A 22,936-nucleotide genomic window follows, 5' to 3' on the forward strand; every position below is an offset into this window, starting at 1 on the left:
GAGTGACCTCCATGGAACCTGTCCACAAATCCCACAAGCGCACGCCGGTCTCGGCGATGCTGGATCCCAAAATCGTCGTGCCGGCGATCGGCGCTGCCTTCACCAAGCTCGATCCGCGCGCCATGATCAAGAACCCTGTGATGTTCGTGGTCGAGATCGTGGCCGCGCTCACGACCGTGATCTTCCTGCGCGACCTCGTCACCGGCGGGGAGAATCTCGGCTTCACCTTCCAGATCATCCTCTGGCTGTGGTTCACCGTGCTGTTCGCCAATCTCGCCGAAGCCGTGGCCGAGGGCCGTGGCAAGGCGCAGGCCGAGACACTGCGCAAGACCCGCACCGAGAGCCAGGCCAAGCTCCTGAGCGGCGCGGGCCGGGACTACAAGCTCGTGTCAGGCACGAGCCTGAAGGTCGGCGATCTCGTGTTGGTCGAGGCCGGCGACACCATCCCCTCGGACGGCGAGGTGGTCGAGGGCGTCGCCTCCGTCAACGAGGCCGCCATCACCGGCGAGTCCGCGCCCGTGATCCGCGAATCCGGCGGCGACCGTTCGGCGGTGACGGGCGGCACGCAGGTGCTGTCGGACTGGATCCGGGTGCGCATCACCGCCGCGCAGGGATCGACCTTCATCGACCGCATGATCAAGCTGGTCGAGGGCGCCGAGCGGCAGAAGACGCCGAACGAGATCGCGCTCAACATCCTGCTCGCCGGCCTCACCATCATCTTCGTGTTCGCCACCGTGACGATCCCGAGCTACGCCGCCTATGCCGGCGGCTCGATCTCGGTGGTCGTGCTGGTGGCCCTGTTCGTGACGCTGATCCCGACCACGATCGGTGCGCTGTTGTCGGCGATCGGCATCGCCGGCATGGACCGCCTGGTGCGCTTCAATGTGCTGGCGATGTCGGGCCGCGCGGTCGAGGCCGCCGGCGACGTCGACACGCTGCTGCTCGACAAGACCGGCACCATCACCCTCGGCAACCGGCAGGCGACCGCCTTCCGTCCCGTGCGCGGCGTCGCCGAGCAGGACTTGGCGGATGCCGCCCAGCTCGCCTCGCTGGCGGACGAGACGCCGGAAGGCCGCTCCATTGTCGTGCTGGCCAAGGAGAAGTACGGCATCCGCGGCCGCGATATGGCCGAGCTTGGCGCGACCTTCGTTCCGTTCACGGCGCAGACCCGCATGAGCGGCGTCGACGCCGGCGGCTCGTCGGTTCGAAAGGGCGCGGTCGATGCCATCCTCAACTATATCGGCGGCGGGGCGCCGACCAGGATCGCCTCCGGCAATACGGCACGGGGGATGCAGCCTGCGGCACTGTCCGAGGCGGGCCGCGAGATCAGCGCCATTGCCGACGAGGTCGCCAAATCGGGCGGCACGCCGCTGGCTGTCGCCAGGGACGGCAGGCTGCTCGGCATCGTCCAGCTCAAGGACATCGTCAAGGGCGGCATTCGCGAGCGATTCGCCGAGCTCCGCCGAATGGGCATCCGCACCATCATGATCACCGGCGACAACCCGATGACTGCGGCGGCCATCGCCGCCGAAGCCGGCGTCGACGACTTCCTGGCGCAGGCAACGCCAGAGGACAAGCTGAAGCTGATCCGCGACGAGCAGGCCAAGGGCAAGCTGGTGGCGATGTGCGGCGACGGCACCAACGACGCGCCGGCGCTCGCCCAGGCCGACGTCGGCGTCGCCATGAACACCGGCACTCAGGCCGCCCGCGAGGCCGGCAACATGGTCGATCTCGACTCCAACCCGACCAAGCTGATCGAGGTGGTGGAGATCGGCAAGCAGCTCCTGATGACGCGCGGTGCGCTGACGACGTTCTCGATCGCCAACGACGTCGCCAAATATTTTGCGATCATCCCGGCGATGTTCCTGGCGTTCTACCCTCAGCTCAACGTCCTCAACGTCATGAACCTGTCGAGCCCGCAGAGCGCCATCCTGTCGGCGATCATCTTCAACGCGCTCGTCATCATCGCGCTGATCCCGCTCGCGCTGAAGGGCGTCGCCTATCGCGCCGTCGGTGCCGGCGCACTGCTCCGCCGCAACCTCCTGATATACGGGCTCGGCGGCATCGTCATTCCCTTCATCGGCATCAAAGCGATCGATCTCGCGGTGACCGCCTTGCATTTGGCTTGAATTCGTCATTGCGAGCGAAGCGAAGCAATCCAGAAATATCTCAGCAGTTGATAGCCTGGATTGCTTCGTCGCTTCGCTCCTCGCAATGACGGGAGAAATTGGAGAACGCACATGCTCAGAGAAATCCGCCCCGCCATCGTCCTCTTGCTGGCGCTCACCGCCATCACGGGCCTTGCCTATCCGCTCGCCATGACCGGCATTGCCGGCGCGCTGTTTCCCGTGCAGGCGCAAGGCAGCCTGATCGAGAAAGACGGCAAGGTGATTGGCTCCGCCCTGATCGGGCAGGAGTTCAAGGACGACAAGTACTTCCACGGCCGCCGCTCGGCGACGCTGGCGCCGGACCCGAACGATTCGACCAAGACGGTGCCCGCGCCCTACAACGCCGCCAATTCGGGCGGCTCCAATCTCGGTCCGACCAGCAGGGCGCTGGCCGACCGGCTGAAGGAAGATGTGGACAAGCTCAGGCGCGAGAATCCGAACGCCTCGGTGCCGGTCGACCTGGTGACGACGTCGGCCAGCGGCCTCGACCCGAACATCTCGCCGGAAGCGGCGCAATTCCAGGTGCCGCGCGTGGCGAAGGCGCGCAATCTGCCCGAGGATCAGGTCAAGCAGCTCGTGTCCGCCAGCACCGAAGGCCGCCTGCTCGGCCTGCTCGGCGAACCCAGGGTCAACGTTCTGGCATTGAATCTCGCGCTCGATCGCATGGCCGCGAAGTAGCCGTCTAGGCTCGCAGTGGACGGGTGATTATACTGGCAAGATGGTCCGAGAGCGTCGCGATCCCGAACAACGTCCGTCACCGGAGGCCCTGCTGGAAGCGGCGCGCCGGGAGGAGGGTGCGAGCGGCAGGCTGAAGATCTTCGTCGGCGCCGCTCCCGGCGTCGGCAAGACCTACGAGATGCTGCAAAGCGCCCAGGCCAAGCGCAAGGCCGGCATCGATGTCGTGGTCGGCTTCGTCGAGACTCATGGCCGCGCCGAGACCGAGGCGCTGGTGCGCGGCCTCGAAGTGGTCCCGCGCAAGAGGCTGGACTACCGCGGCCAGATCGTCGAGGAGATGGACCTCGACGCGGTGATCGCGCGGCGGCCGCAGATTGCGCTGGTCGACGAGCTCGCCCACACCAATGCGTCCGGAAGCCGCCATCCCAAGCGCTATCTCGACGTCGAGGAGCTGCTCTCGCACGGCATCGACGTCGATACCGCCGTCAACATCCAGCACATCGAGAGCCTGAACGACGTCGTTGCCCAGATCACCCATGTCCGGGTGCGCGAGACCGTGCCGGATTCGGTGTTCGACCGCGCCGACGCGATCGAGCTGATCGACCTCACGCCCGACGACCTGATCCAGCGCCTGAAGGAGGGCAAGGTCTATGTGCCCAAGCAGGCCGAGCGGGCGCTGGAGCATTATTTCTCGCCAGGCAATCTCACGGCGCTGCGCGAGCTCGCACTGCGGCGCACCGCCGAGCGGGTCGACGAGCAGCTGCTCAACCACATGCAGGCGAATGCGATTCCGGGGCCCTGGGCCGCGGGTGAGCGCATCCTGGTCTGCGTCAGCGAGGACCCGCGCGCGGCCGGCCTCGTGCGCTACACCAAGCGATTGGCCGACCGGCTGCATGCGCCGTTCACCGCGATTTCGATCGAGACGCGGCGATCGCTGCAATTGTCCGACGAGGAGCGCGATCGGCTGGCCGATACGCTGCGGCTCGCGGAATCGCTCGGCGGCGAAGCCTTGACCATTCCCGCCGTCGGCCGCCGCATCGCCGACGACGTCGTCAGTTTTGCGCAAGGCAACAACGTCACCCAGATCGTGATCGGCAAGTCGACGCGCTCGCGCTGGTTCGAGATGACGCGCGGCTCGGTCGTGCACGACCTGGTACGGCGTGCGGGCAATATCAGCGTTCACGTCATTCCCGGCAGCGAGCTTTCCGGAGAGGCCGCGCCCAAGATGGCGGTGCAGACCGCCGCACGATCCGAGCCGTTCGATCCCTTGCCTTTTCTCAAGGCGCTTGGGATCGTGCTTGTGGGTCTCGGCGCTGCCAAGCTGATCCAGCCCTATTTCGGCATCGAGAACGTCGATCTCGTGCTGCTGACCTCGGTCGTCGCGGTTGCCGTGCGCTACGGCCTGTGGCCCTCGCTGCTGGCCACGGTGGCGGCTTCGCTCTGCTACAATTTCTTCTTCATCCCGCCGATCTACACCTTCACGATCACCGACCCGACCAATGTCGCCGCTTTCGTGCTGTTCATGGTGGTGGCGATGATCGTCTCCAATGTCGCGGCGCGCGTGCGCATCCAGGCCGACACCGCGATCGGCCGGATCAGGATGACCGAGCAGCTCTATGCCTTCAGCCGCAAGCTCGCCGGCACCGCCACGCTGGACGACGTCTTGTGGGCCAGTGCCTACCAGACCGCATTGATGCTGAAGGTCCGCGTGGTGCTGCTGTTGCCGGATGAAGGCCTGCTCACGGTGAAATCAGGCTATCCGCCCGAGGACGAGCTCGACCAGGCCGATCTTGCCGCCGCCAACTGGGCCTGGAGCAACGATCGCCCCGCCGGCCGCGGCTCGGACACCTTGCCCGGCGCAAAACGGCTGTTCCTGCCGATGCGCACCGGGCGGGGCCCAATCGGTGTGATCGGCATCGACAACGATCGCACCGGCCCGCTGCTGACGCCGGACCAGCGGCGGCTACTCGATGCGCTGGTCGACCAGGGCGCGCTCGCGATCGAGCGTGTGCTGCTGGTCGAGGACATGGACCGCGTCAAGCGCACCGTCGAATCCGAGCGGCTGCGCTCGGCGCTGTTGACCTCGATCTCGCACGATCTGAAGACGCCGCTCGCCTCGGTGCTCGGCGCGGCCTCCACCATGCGCGATCTCGCCGGCGCGCTCTCGGACACCGAGAAGCGCGATTTGCTCGCCACCGTGATCGACGAATCCGAGCGGCTCAACCGCTTCATCGCCAATCTGCTCGACATGACCAAGCTCGAATCCGGCGCCATCGTGCCCAACACAGCGCTGCACGATCTCAGCGAGATCGTCGGCAGCGCGCTCCGGCGCGCCAGTAAGATCCTCAGCCGCCACAAGGTCGAGCTGGTGCTGGCCGCCGATCTGCCGATGCTCCAGCTCGACGCCGTGCTGTTCGAGCAGGTGCTGTTCAACCTGCTTGACAATGCCGCGAAATACGCGCCCCCCGAAACCACGATCTCGATCCGCGGCCGGCGCGACAGCGCTCATGTCGTGCTCGAGGTCGCCGACGAGGGCGCCGGCATTCCACCGGACGAGCTCGAGAGCGTGTTCGACAAGTTCTATCGCGTGCAGAAGGGCGATCACGTCCGTCCCGGCACCGGGCTCGGGCTTGCCATCTCGCGCGGCTTCGTCGAGGCGATGCGCGGCACGATCTCCGCCGCCAATCGCAGCGAGCGGAGCGGCGCGGTCCTCACCATTCGCCTGCCGGTTCCGGCAGAGAGCCACGCATTGGATACCGCCGCATGAGCGCTGCTCCGATCAAGGTCCTGGTCATCGACGACGAGCCGCCGATCCGCAAATTGCTGCGAATGGGGCTGACGACCCAGGGCTACGAAATCCTGGAAGCGCCGAACGGCAAGACGGCGCTGGAGAAACTTGGCGAGGAGCCGGCGCTGATCATTCTCGATCTCGGCCTGCCCGACGTTCAAGGCCATGAGCTGCTCCGCACCATCCGCGCCCGCAACGACGGCGTGCCGATCGTGGTGCTGTCGAGCCGCGGCGACGAAGCCGGCAAGGTCCAGGCGCTCGATCTCGGCGCCGACGATTATCTCACCAAGCCGTTCGGCATGGAGGAGCTGCTGGCGCGCCTGCGCGCCGCGCTGCGTCACCAGCTTCAGGTCAAGGGCGAGCGTCCGGTGTTCCGCACCGGCGATCTCTCGGTCGATCTCGTTCGTCGCATCGTCAAGGTCGGGGATCGCGAGGTGAAGCTCTCGCCGAAGGAATACGATCTGTTGCGGGTGCTGGTGCAGCACGCCGGCAAGGTGCTCACCCACCGCTTCCTGCTGAAGGAGCTGTGGGACGAATTGACCGACGCGCAATATCTGCGCGTCTATGTCCGCCAGCTTCGCCAGAAGATCGAAGCCGATCCGGAGCAGCCGCAATACGTGCTGACGGAGACGGGGATCGGGTATCGGCTGAAGGCGGGGGAATAGACCCCGGCTGTCATTCCGGGACGCGCCCGTTGGCGCGGGTCCGGAATCCATTTCTCTGCCCGTCGCGCTTGGCACGATGGATTCCGGGCTCGATGCTTCGCATCGCCCCGGAATGACGAACTAACCCGCCTTCCTGTGCCTTGCCGTCGACCGGTGCGCCTTCTTCGCGCTGCGGTGCCGTCCGGTCGCGCGCCGCGCGTGCGACTTCGCCGCCGACTTCTTCCCGCCGCGTCCCTTCAGGCTCTGCTTCAGTGCGTCCATCAGGCTGACGACGTTGCTCGGCCGTTCCTCGGGCTCGGGCAGCTCGATCTTCTTGCCGCTGGCCTTGCGCTTCACCAGGGCCTTCAACGCGTCCTCGTATTCGTCCTTGAACTTGCTGGGATCGAAATGCGCCGCCTTGGTCTGCAGGATGTGGCCGGCGAGCTCGACCATGTCCTTGGTGATCTTCGGGCTCTTGATGTCGTCGAAGAACTGGTCCTCCTCGCGCAGCTCGTAAGGGAAGCGCAGCGTGGTGCCGAGCAGGCCCTTGCCGCGCGGCTCGATCGCCATGACGTGCTCGCGATTGGTCAGAACGATCTTAGCGAGCGCCACGCGCTCCTGGTCCTTCATCGCGTCGCGGATCACCGCGAAGGCGTCGACCGCGGCCTTGCCGTCGGGGGCGATGTAGTAGGGGTGGTTGAGGAAGCGCTGGTCGATCTCCTCGCGCGGCACGAAGCTCTCGATGTCGATGGTGTGATTGCTCTCGATCTGGACTGCCTCGAGCTCCTCCGGTTCGATCTCGACGTATTTGCCCTTGCGCACTTCGTAGCCGCGGCCCTTCTGGTCGCTCTCGACGACGTCGCCGGTCTCGGAATCGATCATCTGCTGCTTGAGCCGGTTCCCGGTCTCGCGGTTGATCAGGTGAAACCGCGTCTTCTCGGCCGCGGTGGTCGCCGGATAGAGCACGACCGGGCAACTGACCAGCGACAGCTTCAACGTTCCCTTCCAGTAGGCGCGCGGGGCCATTCCATTCTCCAACGTTTTCAAGGCGTTTTGGAACCCCAACCGTCCCATCGGGTTTTGGTTCCGGGCGGGACTTTCGCCGTGATAGGCTTCAAGTGCCGAACGAGAAGCGGGACTGGACGTGCTGCAGAAACTCTCCACCTACCGACAGAAGCGGGACTTCGAGAAGACGCCGGAGCCTTCGGGCAAGACCGCCGTGGCGCCATCGAAACAGCGGCGCTTCGTCATCCAGAAGCATGATGCGACCCGGCTGCACTACGACCTCCGGCTCGAATTCGACGGCGTGTTCAAGTCCTGGGCGGTGACGAAGGGGCCTTCGCTTGATCCCCACGACAAGCGGCTGGCCGTCGAAGTCGAGGACCATCCGCTCGATTACGGCGATTTCGAAGGCACGATTCCGGAAGGCCAGTACGGCGGCGGCACCGTGATGTTGTGGGACCGCGGCACCTGGGAATCGGACGATCCGGAAGCCGGCTTCAAGAAAGGCGACCTGAAGTTCACGCTCCATGGCGACAAGCTGCAGGGAAGCTGGGTCTTGGTGCGGATGCGCAACCGCGGCGGCGAGAAGCGGACCAACTGGCTCTTGATCAAGCATCGTGACGAGTATGTCCGCGAAGGCGCGGACAACGATATTCTCGAGCAGGACAAGTCCGTCGCCTCGGGCCGGGCGATGGAACAGATCGCGGAGGGAAAGGGCCGCGCGCCGAAGCCGTTCATGCTGGCGAAGGGGACCAAGGGCAAGGCCGACGCGGTCTGGCAGTCCAACCGCGCGGAAGAGACGAAAGGGCGGACGGTGAAGCCGTCGCCGCGCACCGCGTTGAAGGGCGGCAAAGCGGCGAAGAAAACTGCCGCGACCGCGACGAGGGCTAAGACGGTGTCTGAGATGCCGGATTTCGTTGCGCCGCAGCTCTGCACGCTGGTCGAGCGGCCGCCCGGAGACGAGGGCTGGTGCCACGAAATCAAATTCGACGGCTATCGCGTCCAGCTCCGGGTCGAGGACGGCGAGGCGGCGCTGAAGACGCGCAAGGGTCTCGACTGGACCAGCAAGTTCGCCTCCATCGCCGAGGAAGCCGCCGCGCTGCCGGACGTGATGATCGACGGCGAGATCGTCGCGCTCGACCATAACGGCGCGCCGAACTTCTCCTCGCTGCAAGCTGCGCTGTCCGATGGCAAGACCGACGACCTGATCTTCTTCGCCTTCGATCTGCTCTTCGCGGAAGGGCAGGACTACCGTCGGCTGCCGCTTGGGGAGCGCAAGGCGCAGCTCAAGAAGCTGCTGGAAGCGCGCAAGCGGAAATCGACTCAGATCCGCTATGTCGAGCATTTCGAGAGCGGCGGCGATGCGGTGCTGCAATCGGCCTGCAAGCTCGAGCTCGAAGGGGTGGTGTCGAAGAAGCTGAACGCGCCGTATCGTTCCGGGCGCACCGAGAGCTGGGTCAAGTCGAAATGCCGCGCCGGCCACGAGGTGGTGATCGGCGGCTACAAGACCACCAACGGCAAATTCCGCTCGCTGATGGCAGGCGTGCAGCGCGGCGATCATCTCGCCTTCGTCGGCATGGTCGGTACCGGCTTTGGCGCTGATAAAGTCAAGCGCATCATGCCGGCGCTGAAGGCGATTGAGAGCAAGGAAAGCCCGTTCGGCGGCAAGAACGCGCCGAAGAAGACGCGGGACGTGCATTGGCTGAAGCCGGAGCTCGTCGCCGAAATCGAGTTCGCGGGCTTCACGGCCGACGGCAATATTCGCCAGGCGGCCTTCAAGGGCTTGCGGCAGGACAAGGCGGCGGATGAGGTCGAGGCCGAGACGCCCGTCGACACCGAGCTCGCCGAGCCCCGGGCCAGGAAGACGGCGCGCACCAAGGCGGGCGGGCGCTCGAAGCAGGCCGCTCAAAATGCCGAGGTCATGGGTGTCGTCATCTCCAAGCCGGACAAGGAGCTCTGGCCGGATGACGGCGATGGTGGTGCCGTCACCAAGCTGGATCTTGCCCGCTACCTCGAAGCCGTCGGCGAATGGATGATCGTGCATCTCAAGGGCCGGCCCTGTTCGCTGATCCGCGCGCCCGACGGAATCAAGGGCGAATGCTTCTTCCAGCGCCATGCGATGCAGGGAACGTCGAACCTTCTTGAGCTCGCGCGGGTCTCCGGTGACCGCAAGCCGTATCTTCAGATCGACCGGATCGAAGGGCTCGCCGCGGTGGCGCAGATCGGCGGCGTCGAGCTGCATCCCTGGAACTGCGCGCCCTATGCCTACGATACCCCGGGCCGCCTGGTGTTCGATCTCGATCCCGCGCCTGACGTGGACTTTCCCGACGTGGTCGAGGCGGCCAAGGAGATGCGGCAGCGGCTCGCCGATATCGGCATGGACAGCTTCTGCAAGACCACGGGCGGCAAGGGCCTTCACGTCGTGGTGCCGCTGCTCCACGGCGCGCGCGACAAGGTGAACTGGAAGGAGGCCAAGGCGTTTGCGCAAGGCGTCTGCCAGTGGATGGCTGACGACGAGCCCGAACGCTATCTGCTCAACATGTCGAAGAAGCTGCGCAGGGGAAAGATCTTCCTGGATTATCTGCGCAACGACCGCATGTCGACGGCGGTGGCCCCGTTGTCGCCGCGCGCGCGCGCCGGCGCGACCGTGTCGATGCCGGTGACCTGGGCGCAGGTGAAGAGCGACCTCGATCCCAAGCGCTACACGCTGCGCAGCGTGCCGGCCCTGCTGGCGCGATCAAAGGCGTGGGAGGGGTATGAGGATGCAGCCGTGTCGATCAAGGCCGCGATCAAGAAGCTGGCGGGGAAGGTGAAGTAGGCCTGCCGCTGTTGCGGCGAAGGCAGGTCTCGTAGGGTGGGCAAAGCGAAGCGTGCCCACCACCTTCTTTCGTTCGAACGAAGAGGTGGGCACGGCGCGTTGCGCCTTTGCCCATCCTACGAAGTCTGCATCTAGATCCTTCCCATCAGGATCAGGATCAGCAGAATGACGATGACGAGCCCGAGGCCGCCGCCGCCGTAATAACCGGTGCCGTAGAACGGCCCGCCGCCGATGCCGCTGAAGCCGCCGAGCAGGGCGATGATCAAGATGATCAGAATGATCGTGCCGATTGACATACGAATCTCCTCCAGCCCTTCGTAAGAAGGGTCATTGCAAACCTGTCCCGTTGTGCGGGAGCAACTTGCCGTAGGTTGTAAAGTTCCGGCCTTGAAACACGGCCGGGGGATCAACTTGCATGGAACCTTTGATGGTCGACCCGGCATGATTATGTGACGTCAGTCAGAAGAGGCAGGACCATGTCAGCACCGCTCGTCGTCTCGATTCCGCATCGTCTCGGCCGTGAGGAGGCGGTGCGCCGGCTCAAGACGGGGCTCGGCCGCGCCGCGGCGAGCATTCCGGTGATGCAGGTCGAGGAGGAACGCTGGAGCGGCGACACTATGGCCTTCCGCATCCGCGCGCTCGGCCAGGTCGCGACGGGGCAGGTCGATGTCGGCGACGATCAGGTCCGGGTCGAGGTGGTGCTGCCCTGGCTGCTGCAGCGGTTCGCCGAGATGGCGCAGGCCACGATCAGGAAGCGCGGCCAATTGCTGCTGACCAAGGACGGGGAGAAGTAACTTCAGGCGCGCACGCGTTGCCGCGGCGCCCTGACGGCGTTCGCCGTTCGGGCCGCGATGACCAAGGCAGGACAGTCACGGAAGGCCTGCGCGAGCGGCAAGTCGTTGCCGGCAAGGCCGGGCACGGCATAGCCCGTGATGTCGATGGTGGCGTCGATAGCTTCGGGTGCGGGCCATTCCCGGCCGGCTTGGGTGAACGGCGCGAAATGACGGCCGACGACGACGATCGCGGCGGCGCGGCCATGACGACGCGCGAAGGCGATGACATGGTCGGCATGGGCGCCCCGTACCTCAAGCGGCTGGTAGTCGCCCTGCGCGAAGACGTCGGCCAGCTCGTTGCGCAGCTTGAGCAGATGCCGCGTCCAGGCCAGCTTGAGCTTGCCGTCCGGCCAGCTCTTGATCAGGCCGCTCCAGTCCGGCGCTTCCAGTGATGTCAGCGCCGCGTGGCGTGCGGCGAAGTCGACCGGGCGGCGGTTGTCGGGATCGACCAGCGACAGGTCCCAGAATTCGGTGCCTTGATAGAAGTCCGGCACGCCCGGCAGCGTCGCCTTGAGCGTGAGCTGGCTCAGCGAGTTCAGCGTGCCGAGCAGCGCGACGCGGCGCGCCAGCGTCTGCAAGGCCTGAAGGAATTCCGCGGACTGGTCGGGGTCGAGGATCTTCGCGATGAAATGGCGGATCCCGTTCTCATACGCTTCATGAGGGTTGAGCCAGCTCGTCTCCTCCTTGCCTTCGCGCGCGGCCTTGAGGGCATAGGCCTGGATGCGCTCGATGAAGCCAGCATCGGCCGGCGCTTGAACCGGCCAGACACCGAGCAGGGTCTGGTAGAGCATGTATTCGAACGTTGCCGACGGCGCGCGGAAATTGCCGTGCAGCGTGAGGTGCGGCGCGTTCAGCACCTTCCAGCGCGCCACTGCGCTGGTCCATTCACCGGGAATCTCGCTGAGCGATGCGATGCGCGTGCGCGCATCCTCACCACGCTTGGTGTCGTGGGTGGCGGTTGCGGTCATGCCTTGCGGCCATTCCCTGGCGCGGGCCAGCATGGCCTGGTGGAAGGCGGGAATGCTGAGGCCGGTGCTGGCGGGGTCGCCGCCGACCTCGTTCAGCGCCAGCAGCCGGTGGAATTGATAGAACGCGGTGTCCTCCAGCGACTTTGCCATCATCGGGCCGGTGAATTGCTGCACCTTCAGCGCGAAGCGGCGCACGCGCGGGGCGCTGTGCGGCGGACGGCCCGGCTTGAGCAGGTCCATGGTCAAGGCATCGCGCAGGAAGTCGAAAATGCCTTCGTCGGCGGCGAACCAGTCGCGGCGGGCGCGCGCAATGGTGTCGTCGATCAGCTTGCGGTCCGCTGCGGTCGGGCCACTATGCGTCAGGTAGGTGCGATAGACCGGGAAATGCAACACATAGAGTTCGAGCGCCTGCCGCAGGCTGTCGGCCGAGAAGTCGCGCGTCGAATAATGGCCGTTGGCGATGCGCGCAAGCAGGCGCGTCAGCACGGTGAATTCGCTGGTGAGCAGCGTCTCCAACACGCGCCGCTTGGCGTCCTTGACGTAAGGCACAAGCCGCGGCGACCGGTTGCTGATCTGCCGCCAGGTCTCGTCCAGCGCCTCCAGTCCCCTGGGATCGACCAGCACGTGGGTGATGACGTTCATCCACTCGTAGCCGGTGGTACCCTGGACGCCGGCGAAATGCGGCAGGCGCTCGTGCTCGCATAGGATTTTTTCGATCACGGTATAGAAGGGCTTTGCGTTGCCCTGCGCGTCGCGCACCAGGCGGCGCAATCGCTGGCAATATTGGGCCGGGTCACGCAGGCCGTCGATGTGATCGAGCCGGATTCCCTGCATTTTGCCGTCGGCGATGAGCTGCTTCACCAGCCGGTGCGTGGCGGCAAACGTGCTCGCGTCCTCGACGCGCAGGCCGGCGAGGCCGTTGACGTCGAAGAAGCGGCGATAATTGATGTCGCTGGAAGCAAGCCGCCAGTGCCCGAGCTTGTAGTGCTGGCGCTCGAGGAGATGATGCAGCGTCAACGTCTGTGCCGGGCGGTCCTTGCCGGCGCGATAGGCGGCAAGGCCGCGCTTGATGATGTCGGCGGCGCCTGCGATCTCCTTGAGCTCGGACTTGAAGCCGGGAGCTTCCTTGCGATTGGGGCGCCGCAGCCCCGTGTAGCGGGTCGCGAGCGACAGCAGGCGCTTGCCGGGCTCCGTTTCCGCCGCGTCCGCCTCCTTGACGACGATCCGCAGCATCTCGCCATAGCGCTCCGGCGCGATCGGTAAGCGGTGCTCGAAATACCAGGCGGAAAAAGTCCCTTCGTCCGGGTCGTAGCGCAGCTCGATATCGCCGCGCTCCAGCGCCTCGCCGTAGGACGCGCCGAGGATCGGCAGCAGCACGCCGCCGCGGGCGCGGTAGGCCAGCTGGTCCCAGTCGATGTCGAAGGACGCCGCGTGCGGCGAGGCCTGGCCCCATTCCAGCACGTCGAGCCACCACGGATTGTCGGCAAAATGCACGCCGACATGGTTGGGGACGAAATCGATGATCAGCCCGAGATCGTGCTGTTGAAGCGCCTGGCTCAGCCGCGTAAAGCCGGCCTCGCCGCCGAGCTCGGGATTGAACTGGCCGTGATCGACCGTGTCGTAGCCATGGGTCGAGCCTTTGCGGGCCTTCATCACCGGCGAGGCGTAAAGATGCGTGATGCCCAGCGCCTTGAGATACGGAACGACCGCGGCGGCCTTGTCGAAATCGAAATCCGCGGTGAGCTGGAGCCGGTAGGTCGCGAGCGGAATGGCGGGAGGCATTCTAACCTCCGAGGCGCCAGACCACCGACCAGGGCGTGAGCCGCTCGCCGGCGCCGCCGCCCCAGATCGGCGTGCCCGCGCTGACGCTGGAGGTGATCTCGTGATCCGACAGATTGGCGACAAGACGCAACGTGGTGCCGTCGCCCATGCGCCAATGTGCGGTGACGATGCCGTTGTCCGCCGCCTCGGCATCACCGAAGCTTGCGCCCTTCAGGCGCGGCACGATCTGCTTGCGACGGACGCCGAGCAACTCCCGCACCAGCGCGAGCCGCGCATCCTGTTGCGGCGTGCGGCCGGTCCAGTCGAGCACGGCCGATTGCAGCGTTGCCGGATCGAGCGGATCGGGCACCTCCTCGCCGTATTTCTCGTAAGCCCAGGCATATTCGCGCTTGCGTCCCTTGCGCACGGCATCGGCGAGTTCGCCCTGGAAATCGCAAAAGAACGGGAAGGGGGCCGTCGAGCCCCATTCCTCGCCCTGAAACAGCATCGGCACCATCGGCGCGAGCAGGGTGACCGCGAGCGCGGCCTCGATCTGCTGTGGCGATGCCAGGCTTTCCAGCCGCTCGCCCAGCGGGCGATTGCCGATCTGGTCGTGGTTCTGCAGGAAATTGACGAAGGTCGCCGGCGGCAGCTGGCCGCTCGGCTCGCCGCGCGGCTTCTTGCCCCAGAATTCCGAGATCTCGCCCTGATAGACGAAGCCGGAGGCGAGCGCGCGCGCCAGATCCATGCGCGGCGTCTGGTAATCGCCATAGTAGCCGGCATGCTCGCCGGTCAGCATCACGTGCCAGACGTGATGATAGTCGTCGTTCCACTGCCCGCGATATTTGCCGTTCGGCGGATCCTGCGCGGCATCGAGCAGGCTGGCGAGGTTGTCGCCGTTCTCCAGCACGAGATGGATGTGACGTCCCGTGGCCTTGGCGAGCTCGCCGGTGGCAACGCTGAGGTCCTGCAGCATGGACTGCTCGCCCGGGACAGCCATGATGTGGTTGGCGGCGTCGAGCCTGAGGCCGTCGAAGCGGTAGTCACCGAGCCAGGACAGCGCGTTCTCCACGGCGAAGGCTCGCACCTGCGGCACGCGATAATCGATCGCGCTGCCCCACGGCGTGTGCGCATCGGTGAAGAAGGTCGGCGCGTAACGGCCGAGGTAGTTTCCTTCCGGTCCGAAATGATTGTAGACGACGTCGAGGAACACCATCAGCCCGCGCAGATGCGCCTCGTCGATCAGCGTCTTCAGGTCTTCGGGCCGGCCATAGGCGCTGTCCGGCGCGTACCACAGCACGCCGTCATAGCCCCAGCCGCGGCGGCCTGCGAAATCGGCGAGCGGCATCAATTCCAGCGCATTGATGCCGGTCGCGGCGAGGTGATCGAGCTTGTCGATCATGGCGCGATAGCTGCCTTCGGACGTGAAGGTGCCGACATGGGTCTCGACCAGCACCGTCTCTTCCCAGGGACGGCCGCGCCAATCGCGTGCGCGCCAGACGAAGGCATCGTGATCGATCACCTCGCTCGGGCCGAACACGTCGTCGGGCTGGAAGGCCGAAGCGGGATCCGGCACGTCGATGTCGTCGTCGATCCTGAACTTGTACTTGCTGCCAGATGACAAGCCGGCGATCTCGGCGACGAACCAGCCATCCTGCCGGCGCTGCATCGCGTGCCTGCGGTCGAGCAGGAGATCGACGCGGCGCGCGGCCGGCGCCCACAGCCGGAACGACACGCCGTCCTTGGTCGGCCTCGCCCCGAAGGATGGCCTCATAGCGCGCCTGCGAAGGCGAGCACGGAGCGTGGCGGCGCCTTGCTGTCGCTCCCGGGCAGGAAGTCGATCGTATTCAGCTTGGCATCGGTCGTGTTCAGCAGCTGCTGCCAGCTCTTGTATTCGGTCATTTTGGGCAATTTGAATGCGATCTCTTCGGGAGCGGCGTTCAGTACGATAAAGATCGCAGCCCCACCCGGTTCCATCGGGCCCATCACATAGGAGAGAAACCGCCCATCCGGGAATGTCCAGTCACTCTCCGTCATCTCGTTGCCGGCGGGCGTCAGCCACAATGCGCCGTAGGAGACGCCGTCCTTGGGGCGGCCGTCGAGCCAGCGATGGCTGCGCAACTGTGAGAAACGGCGGCGGATGTCGGCGAGATGGGCAACGAAGTCGATCATGTCGTCGCCGTCCTTGCCGAGATTGTCCCAGCCGACCCAGCCGACCTCGTTGTCCTGGCAATAGGCGTTGTTGTTGCCGGATTGCGAGTTGCCGACCTCGTCGCCGGCGAGGATCAGCGGAACGCCCTGGGCCAGCATCAGGCAGGCCAGCACGTTCTTGCGCAGCTGGCGGCGCAGGTTGATGATGCCAGGATCATCGGTCGGGCCCTCGACGCCGCAATTGTTGCTGTGATTGTCGTTGGAGCCGTCGCGATTGTCCTCGCCGTTGGCCTCGTTGTGCTTCTCGTTGTAGCTGAAGAGGTCGGCGAGCGTGAAGCCGTCGTGGACGGTGATGTGGTTGATGCTGGCGCGCGGCCGCCGTCCGTCGTGGTTGAACAAGTCGGAGGATGCGGTCATTCGGCTGGAGATGTCGCCGATCAGGCTGCCTTCACCGCTCCAGTAGCGGCGCATGGCGCTGCGATAGCGGTCGTTCCATTCCGACCATTGCGAGGGAAAGGCTCCGACCTGGTAGCCGCCGAGGCCGAGGTCCCACGGCTCGGCGACGAGCTTGACGGCAGCCAGCACCGGATCCTGCCGGATCGCGGTGAGGAACGAGCTGCCGCGGTCAAAACCGTTCGGCCCGCGCGCCAGCGTGGTGGCGAGGTCGAAGCGGAAGCCGTCGACATGGCAGACCTCGACCCAGTAGCGCAGGGAATCCATCACCATCTGCAGCACGCGCGGATGGGCGAGGTTCACCGACGAGCCGCATCCGGTGAAGTCGTCGTAATAGCGCGGGTTCTCGCGGTTCAACCAATAATAGGAGGCGTTGTCGATGCCGCGATAGCACAGCGTCGGACCGAGATGATTTCCCTCGGCGGTGTGGTTGTAGACGACGTCGAGCATCACCTCGATGCCGGCATCGTGCAGCCGCGCCACCGTGGTGCGGAAGGAATCGAGTGCGTTGTCCTGGGCGTAGCGTGGCTCAGGCGCAAAGAACGACAGCGTGTTGTAGCCCCAGTAATTGGCGAGCTTCTTTTCCACCAGGATGCGGTCGTCGACGAAGCTGTGCACCGGCAGCAGCTCGACCGTGGTGACGCCGAGCTTCTTGAGGTGCTCGATCATCGCGGGCGATGACAGGCCGCCATAGGTGCCGCGCAGATTCGGCGGAACGTCCTCGCGCTTCTGCGTCAGGCCCTTGACGTGGGCCTCGTAGATGATCGTGTCTTCCCAGGGAATATTCGGCCGGATCTCGCGGCGGCCCCAGTTGAAGGTCTCGTCGACCACGACGGCCTTGGGCATGCCGCGCGCATTGTCGCGCCGGTCGAAGGACAGGTCCTCGCGCGGGCTTCCCGTGCGGTAGGCGAAATGCGCATCGCTCCAGACCAGGCGCCCGGCAAGCCGCTTGGCGTAGGGGTCGAGCAGCAGCTTGTTGGCGTTGAAGCGATGGCCGTGCTCGGGCTCGTAGGGGCCGTGCACGCGAAAGCCGTAGAGCTGGCCCGGCGCGACGTCGTTGAGATAGCCGTGCCAGACATCCTCCGTCTTCTCGGGCAGCTCGATGCGCTCGAGCTCGCGGCGGCCTTGGGTGTCGAACAGGCAGAGCTCGACCTTCTGCGCGTTGGCGGAGAACAGCGCGAAATTGGTACCGCGTCCGTCCCAGCTTGCGCCGAGCCGTGCGGGCGATCCGGCAGTCAGGCGCATCGATCAGCTTTCCGGAACGAGAAAGATCGCAGCCAGCGGCGGAATGGTGAGGCGCAGCTCGCCGCCCTCGGCATGGACCTCGCCGACATTGCCGACATTGCTGCCGCCGTAATGGGCGGAATCGGAGTTGAGAACTTCCTTCCACTTGCCGCCGAAGGGCACGCGAACGCGATAGTTCTGGTAGACGTTAGGCGAGAAGTTGACGATGACGAGACACCGCGCGTGCTCGTCGAATCCCTTGCGCAGCCAGGCGAAGACGTTGCGGTTGGCATCATCGGTGATCAGCCATTCGAAGCCGGCCTGCTCGCAATCCATCTGGTGCAGCGCCGGAACCGCGCGATAGAGCCGATTGAGGTCGCGGATCAAGGCCTGGACGCCGGAATGGACCTTGTATTCGAGCAGGTGCCAGTCGAGCGACTGGTCGTGATTCCATTCGCGGCTCTGCGCGATCTCGGCGCCCATGAACAAGAGCTTCTTGCCGGGATGGCCGAACATGAAGCTGTAATAGGCGCGCAAATTGGCAAAGCGCTGCCACTCGTCGCCGGGCATGCGGCCGAGGATCGAGCGCTTGCCGTGCACGACCTCATCATGCGACAGCGGCAGGATGAAGTTCTCCGAGAACGCATAGTGCAGGCCGAACAGGATCTCGCCGTGGTGATGCTTGCGGTGGATCGGATCCTTGCTGATGTAGTTCAGCGTGTCGTGCATCCAGCCCATGTTCCACTTGTAGCCGAAGCCGAGCCCGCCGAACTCGACCGGGCGCGAGACTTGGGGCCAGGCGGTGGACTCCTCGGCGGCGGTGGTTGCCTGCGGGAAGCGGGCGAACACTTCCGTGTTGAAGCGGCGCAGGAAGTTGATCGCCTCGATGTTCTCCCGCCCGCCATATTGGTTCGGGATCCAGGCGTCGGGCGGCCGGCTGTAGTCGAGATAGAGCATGGAGGCGACCGCATCGACGCGCAGACCGTCGATGGCGTAACGCTCCATCCAGAACAGCGCATTCGACACCAGGAAGTTCGTCACTTCGGTGCGGCCGTAATTGTAGATCAGCGTGCCCCAGTCGAGGTGGCGGCCCTGGAGCGGGTTGGCGTGCTCATAGAGCGCGGTGCCGTCGAAATGGCCGAGCCCGTGCGGATCGTCGGGGAAGTGACCCGGCACCCAGTCGAGCAGCACGCCGATGCCTTCGCGGTGGCAGGCATCGATCAGCGCCGCAAAATCCTCGGGGCCGCCGAAACGGCTGGTCGGCGCATAGAGGCCGGTCGGCTGATAGCCCCAGGAGCCATCGAACGGATGCTCGTTCACGGGCAGGAATTCGAGATGAGTGAAGCCCATGTCGCGGGCATAGGCCGGCAGCTGCTCGGCCAGCTCGCGATAGGTCAGCCATTCATTGTTGTCCTTGCGCCGCCACGAGCCGAGATGCACCTCGTAGATCGACATCGGCGCCGACAATGCGTTGATGCCTTCAGGCGCCGGGCGCGGCCGCGGCAGGCGCGCCTCGTCGAACACGATCGAGGCCGTTTTCGGCCGCAGCTCGCTGGCAAATGCCATCGGATCGGATTTCAGCGGCAGCAGATGACCATGCGGTCCGACGATTTCGAACTTGTAGTGATCGCCGGCCTTCGCATGCGGGATGAACAATTCCCAATAGCCGTTGCCGCGCACCCGCATCGGATGGCGCCGCCCGTCCCAGTAGTTGAAGTCGCCGACCACGGAGACGCGCCGCGCGTTCGGCGCCAGCACGACGAAGCCGATGCCATCGACGCCCTCGAGCCGCATCGGATGCGCGCCGAGCTTGTCATAGAGGCGCTGATGGGTGCCTTCGCCGAGCAAATAGAGGTCGAAATCGGTCAGGATCGGCGGAAAACGGTAGGCATCCTCGAACTCGACCACGTCGTTGCCGAACTTCGCGCGCAGCTGGTAGTGCTTCGAACCGTTGGGCAGGGCGCCAATGAACAGGCCGGAATCGTGGACGCGGTCGAGCGGCGCGACCTCGCCGTGGTCGCCGACCGCCTCGACATTGGTGGCCTCGGGCAGAAACGCGCGGACAACGCTCTTTCCGCCCTCAGGATGCAGCCCGAGATAGTGGAAGGGGTCGGAGTGGCGGCCTTCGATGATCGCGTAGGCTTCTGCAGGCAGTTTAGGCATGGGCTTCGCTCTCGGCACTTGACAGAATGCGAAGCAGTCCGGTCAGCGGCGCATGGAGTCCCTCAGGCCGGCGGGACAGCTCGTACTCTACGTCGTGGAACGCTCGATCCAGCAGGAAAAATCTCAACAGGCCTTCCGCGCAGGACCGATCGTCCGGCCACAGCCTCCGATCGGTCATGGCTTCGCGGTAGGCGGACAGGAAGGTCGCGGTGGCGCGCTCGCGCCATTCGTCGAGGGCGGCCGCGAGCCGGTCCTGCTCGTCGGAAGCACCCGTGAGCGCGCGGCTCAGCGCCACGTTCACAGAAAGGTCGATGGAATGGATCAGGCCGGCGACGTCGCGCGCGGCCGGCGCCTTGCGGCGCTTGTTGGCCAGCGGCACACGCGGATCGCCGTCGAAGTCGATGATGAAGATATCGTCCTTCACGATCAGAGTTTGCCCGAGCCGGAAGTCGCCATGATGACGGATGTTCAACCCGCCGATCTCGGATGGCAAGAGCGCATTGAGGCGGTCGAACAGGTCCGCGCGTGCAGCGATGAGCCGGTCGATCAGGGGCCGGTCCATCTCCCGCAGCCCGTCGCGGCTGTCGGCAAGCAGCTCGAGAATCCGCTCGGCACGCGCCTTGAGGTCGGAGAGCGCAGCCTTGATCTGGGCGGAGTCGATCGGCTCCGGGGCGAGATCGGCGGGCTCTGCCGCGGTGAGAGCGACATGCAGCTCGGCGAGCCGCCGGCCGATCTGCGCGATGAAATGCAGATAGGGCGCCTGCTCCTGGGTTTCGCGCGGCATCTCATCGGCGGGCGCCACGCGCTGCTCGTCGATATAGCGGTCGAGATATCCGGTCGTCACGGTCCAGCCGTCGCCCTGGTTCTCGACATAGGCATGCAGCACGCCGAGCGCGCTGCGCTGGTTGCCGTCGACCAGCTCGACGCTGCCGAGCAGTGCCGGCGTGTTGGCAAAGCGGGCGACCTCGGTGAGATAGTAGCCGATCTCGATCTCGGGGCTGATGCCGCTCTCCAGCCGCCGATAGATCTTGGCAACGTACTTGTTGTCGACCAGCGCGGTGCTGTTCGACTGTTCGATGGCGCGGATGCGTTCGGGCTCCTTGATGGTGTAGTCGGCGAAACGGCTGGTCGCTTTGAACTCGAGCCGCAGATTGTTCTCGTCCACGACCAGGTTTTGCGACAGCCCTCGTAAGAACAGACCGATGAAGATCTGCTCGGTCGCGACGTCGAGGAGCGTGCCTTCGCGTGCGCCCTGGCGGACGGCGGCGAGCGCCTTCGGGTTGAAGCGCTCGCGGTCGAAACGCACCCATTCGATCTGCATGGGCATCACGTACCGCGTCGTCACCTCGTCCCGCGTCGTCTCGAAGAACGCGATCCAGGGTCTGTTGTCGCCGATGTCGCTGAACGGTACCGCGGAGGTCAGCGTGGTCCGGATGTGCTTGGGATTGTTCTCGGGATACCAGCGCGTCCGTGACAGGAAGCCCGGCAGCACGTCGCGCTCGAACACGCCGCGCTCGCGGGCGAGCGAGACCCAGTTCGAGTTCACCGGCACGACCAGCGTCTCGAATTCCGGCACCGCGCGCGGCACAACCGGCTCGGACTTGTCGCGCTCCTGAAGCTGGAACCAGTAGAAGCCGTAGGGCCCCAGCGTGATCATGTAGGGCAATTCGCCGATCGCGGGAAAGCGCGTGCGGCCGAGCATCTCCTGCGGGATGCGGTCCTTCCACGGCGACAGGTCGAGCTCGGTGGCCTGCGCGGCGCGCGACAGATTGGCGACGCAGAGGATCACCTCGTCGCGGTATTGGCGGACATAGGCGAGCACGGCGCGGTTGGCCGGGCGGATGAAGGTCATGGTGCCGCGGCCGAAGGCGAGCGTCGACTTCCGCACCGAGATCAGCCGCTTGGTGGCGCTGAGCAGCGAGGACAGGCTGCGCGACTGCGCCTCCACGTTGACGGATTCATAGCCGTAAACGGGATCCATGATCAGCGGCGCGTAGAGGCGGGCGGGGTCGCAGCGCGAGAAGCCGCCGTTGCGGTCCGGGCTCCACTGCATCGGCGTGCGGACGCCGTTGCGGTCGCCGAGATAGATGTTGTCGCCCATCCCGATCTCGTCGCCGTAATAGATGATCGGCGTGCCCGGGAACGACAGCAGCAGCGAGTTCATCAGCTCGATCTTGCGCCGGTCGTTGTCCATCAGCGGCGCAAGGCGCCGGCGGATGCCGACATTGATGCGCGCGCGGGGATCGTTGGCGTAGGTGGTCCACAGATAGTCGCGCTCGACGTCGGTGACCATCTCCAGCGTGAGCTCGTCGTGATTGCGCAGGAACAGCGCCCATTGGCAGCTCGCCGGGATATCCGGCGTCTGGCGCAGGATGTCGGTGATCGGGAAGCGGTCTTCCTGGGCGATCGCCATGTAGATGCGCGGCATCAGCGGGAAGTGATAGGCCATGTGGCACTCGTCGCCACGGCCGAAATATTCCTGCACGTCCTCCGGCCATTGATTGGCCTCGGCCAGCAGCAGCTTGCCCTTGGAATACGCGTCCAGCTCCTGGCGCAGGCGCTTGATGATCGCATGCGTCTCGGGCAGGTTCTCGTTCGAGGTGCCCTCGCGCTCGCACAGATAGGGAATGGCATCGAGGCGGAAGCCGTCGACACCGGCATCGAGCCAGCGCTTCATCACCTGGATGATGGCGCTGACAACGCGCGGATTGTCGAAATTGAGATCGGGCTGGTGCGAGAAGAAGCGGTGCCAGTAGAACGCGCCGGCCTCCGGATCCCAGGTCCAGTTCGACTTCTCGGTGTCGGTGAAGATGATCCGCGTGCCCTGGTACTTCTGGTCCGTGTCGCTCCAGACATACCAGTTGCGCGCGCTCGAGCCCGGATGGCTGCGCCGCGCGCGCTTGAACCATTTGTGCTGGTCCGAGGTGTGGTTGACGACGAGCTCGGTGATGACGCGCAAGCCCCGCTTCTGCGCTTCCTGGATGAACCGCTTGAAGTCCTTCATCGTCCCGAAATCGGGATTGACCGTGCCGTAATCGCCGATGTCGTAGCCGTCGTCGCGGCCGGGCGAGGGGTAGAACGGCAGCAGCCACAGCGCGGTGACGCCGAGCTCCTGCAGATAGGGCAGTCGCTCGGTCAGCCCGGCGAAGTCGCCGATGCCGTCATTGTTGCTGTCGGCGAAGGCTTTGACGTGGAGCTGGTAGATGATGGCGTCCTTGTACCAGAGCTCATCTACGACCTCGGCAGCCTCAGCCTTCTTGGTATCGACGGAAGACAGAACATTCATGG

General features: G+C 65.3%; 13 protein-coding genes. 6 read left to right on the plus strand and 7 right to left on the minus strand.

Going from position 1 to position 22,936, the window contains the following annotated elements; translation table 11 throughout:
* The first annotated feature begins 11 nt into the window (after positions 1-11).
* The 4 genes from kdpB to I6F09_RS21655 all read left to right on the plus strand — a co-directional run bounded on the left by kdpB (position 12) and on the right by I6F09_RS21655 (position 6,296).
* On the plus strand, positions 12-2,129 hold the full coding sequence (kdpB, locus tag I6F09_RS21640) for a potassium-transporting ATPase subunit KdpB (RefSeq protein ID WP_225188996.1): 2,118 nt from the start codon (positions 12-14) through the stop codon (positions 2,127-2,129).
* 111 nt (positions 2,130-2,240) lie between these two features.
* The gene (locus I6F09_RS21645) at positions 2,241-2,846 is read left to right on the plus strand and encodes a K(+)-transporting ATPase subunit C (protein WP_109144773.1); all 606 of its coding nucleotides are present in this window, start codon (positions 2,241-2,243) and stop codon (positions 2,844-2,846) included.
* A 40-nt stretch (positions 2,847-2,886) separates the two neighbouring features.
* Complete coding sequence (locus I6F09_RS21650) at positions 2,887-5,610, plus strand: sensor histidine kinase KdpD (RefSeq protein WP_225188997.1); 2,724 nt, start codon at positions 2,887-2,889, stop codon at positions 5,608-5,610.
* Positions 5,607-6,296, plus strand: a complete 690-nt coding sequence (locus tag I6F09_RS21655) for a response regulator transcription factor (protein ID WP_036027320.1) — start codon at positions 5,607-5,609, stop codon at positions 6,294-6,296. The genes I6F09_RS21650 and I6F09_RS21655 overlap by 4 nt, the downstream gene beginning before the upstream one ends.
* Positions 6,297-6,416: 120 nt before the next feature.
* On the opposite strand, the gene I6F09_RS21660 is transcribed toward I6F09_RS21655, so the two are convergent.
* Positions 6,417-7,301: a Ku protein gene (locus I6F09_RS21660; protein WP_036027319.1), complete on the minus strand. Its 885-nt coding sequence runs from the start codon at positions 7,299-7,301 to the stop codon at positions 6,417-6,419.
* 118 nt (positions 7,302-7,419) lie between these two features.
* Here I6F09_RS21660 and ligD point away from each other — a divergent pair, with 118 nt between their 5' ends.
* On the plus strand, positions 7,420-10,095 hold the full coding sequence (ligD, locus tag I6F09_RS21665) for a DNA ligase D (RefSeq protein WP_225188998.1): 2,676 nt from the start codon (positions 7,420-7,422) through the stop codon (positions 10,093-10,095).
* A gap of 131 nt (positions 10,096-10,226) precedes the next feature.
* On the opposite strand, the gene I6F09_RS21670 is transcribed toward ligD, so the two are convergent.
* Positions 10,227-10,391, minus strand: coding sequence for a DUF3309 family protein (locus tag I6F09_RS21670; protein WP_009798696.1), 165 nt, complete (start codon positions 10,389-10,391; stop codon positions 10,227-10,229).
* 180 nt (positions 10,392-10,571) lie between these two features.
* On the opposite strand from I6F09_RS21670, the gene I6F09_RS21675 reads away from it, so the two are divergent.
* Entirely contained in the window at positions 10,572-10,889 is a 318-nt protein-coding gene (locus I6F09_RS21675; protein ID WP_036007246.1) for a polyhydroxyalkanoic acid system family protein, read from the plus strand.
* Between the two features lie 2 nt (positions 10,890-10,891).
* Here the strand turns inward: I6F09_RS21675 and treY are convergent, their stop codons facing one another.
* From treY to treS, 5 genes are read right to left on the minus strand one after another with little or no spacing between them, the layout of a single operon-like run.
* Entirely contained in the window at positions 10,892-13,678 is a 2,787-nt protein-coding gene (treY, locus tag I6F09_RS21680; RefSeq protein WP_225188999.1) for a malto-oligosyltrehalose synthase, read from the minus strand.
* A 1-nt stretch (position 13,679) separates the two neighbouring features.
* A complete protein-coding gene (gene treZ / locus I6F09_RS21685) occupies positions 13,680-15,431 on the minus strand; it encodes a malto-oligosyltrehalose trehalohydrolase (protein ID WP_225189000.1) in 1,752 nt (583 codons plus the stop codon).
* Positions 15,428-17,506: a glycogen debranching protein GlgX gene (gene glgX, locus I6F09_RS21690; RefSeq protein WP_225189001.1), complete on the minus strand. Its 2,079-nt coding sequence runs from the start codon at positions 17,504-17,506 to the stop codon at positions 15,428-15,430. Before glgX ends, treZ begins: the two co-directional genes overlap by 4 nt.
* A 3-nt stretch (positions 17,507-17,509) precedes the next feature.
* A complete protein-coding gene (gene glgB, locus I6F09_RS21695; protein WP_036007258.1) occupies positions 17,510-19,648 on the minus strand; it encodes a 1,4-alpha-glucan branching protein GlgB in 2,139 nt (712 codons plus the stop codon).
* A complete protein-coding gene (gene treS, locus I6F09_RS21700) occupies positions 19,641-22,934 on the minus strand; it encodes a maltose alpha-D-glucosyltransferase (protein WP_225189002.1) in 3,294 nt (1,097 codons plus the stop codon). Before treS ends, glgB begins: the two co-directional genes overlap by 8 nt.
* Positions 22,935-22,936: the final 2 nt, after the last annotated feature.

The organism is Bradyrhizobium sp. IC3195 (genome assembly GCF_020193585.1).
GTDB classification, from domain to species: domain Bacteria; phylum Pseudomonadota; class Alphaproteobacteria; order Rhizobiales; family Xanthobacteraceae; genus Bradyrhizobium; species Bradyrhizobium yuanmingense.

What these genes read in the sequence shown, in the direction of transcription:
- kdpB (WP_225188996.1), top strand. Translation starts at nt 12, where the DNA reads ATGGAACCTGTCCACAAATCCCACAAGCGCACGCCGGTCTCGGCGATG.
- I6F09_RS21645 (WP_109144773.1), top strand. Translation starts at nt 2,241, where the DNA reads ATGCTCAGAGAAATCCGCCCCGCCATCGTCCTCTTGCTGGCGCTCACC.
- I6F09_RS21650 (WP_225188997.1), top strand. Translation starts at nt 2,887, where the DNA reads ATGGTCCGAGAGCGTCGCGATCCCGAACAACGTCCGTCACCGGAGGCC.
- I6F09_RS21655 (WP_036027320.1), top strand. Translation starts at nt 5,607, where the DNA reads ATGAGCGCTGCTCCGATCAAGGTCCTGGTCATCGACGACGAGCCGCCG.
- I6F09_RS21660 (WP_036027319.1), bottom strand. Translation starts at nt 7,301, where the DNA reads ATGGCCCCGCGCGCCTACTGGAAGGGAACGTTGAAGCTGTCGCTGGTC.
- I6F09_RS21670 (WP_009798696.1), bottom strand. Translation starts at nt 10,391, where the DNA reads ATGTCAATCGGCACGATCATTCTGATCATCTTGATCATCGCCCTGCTC.
- I6F09_RS21675 (WP_036007246.1), top strand. Translation starts at nt 10,572, where the DNA reads ATGTCAGCACCGCTCGTCGTCTCGATTCCGCATCGTCTCGGCCGTGAG.
- treY (WP_225188999.1), bottom strand. Translation starts at nt 13,678, where the DNA reads ATGCCTCCCGCCATTCCGCTCGCGACCTACCGGCTCCAGCTCACCGCG.
- treZ (WP_225189000.1), bottom strand. Translation starts at nt 15,431, where the DNA reads ATGAGGCCATCCTTCGGGGCGAGGCCGACCAAGGACGGCGTGTCGTTC.
- glgX (WP_225189001.1), bottom strand. Translation starts at nt 17,506, where the DNA reads ATGCGCCTGACTGCCGGATCGCCCGCACGGCTCGGCGCAAGCTGGGAC.
- glgB (WP_036007258.1), bottom strand. Translation starts at nt 19,648, where the DNA reads ATGCCTAAACTGCCTGCAGAAGCCTACGCGATCATCGAAGGCCGCCAC.
- treS (WP_225189002.1), bottom strand. Translation starts at nt 22,934, where the DNA reads ATGAATGTTCTGTCTTCCGTCGATACCAAGAAGGCTGAGGCTGCCGAG.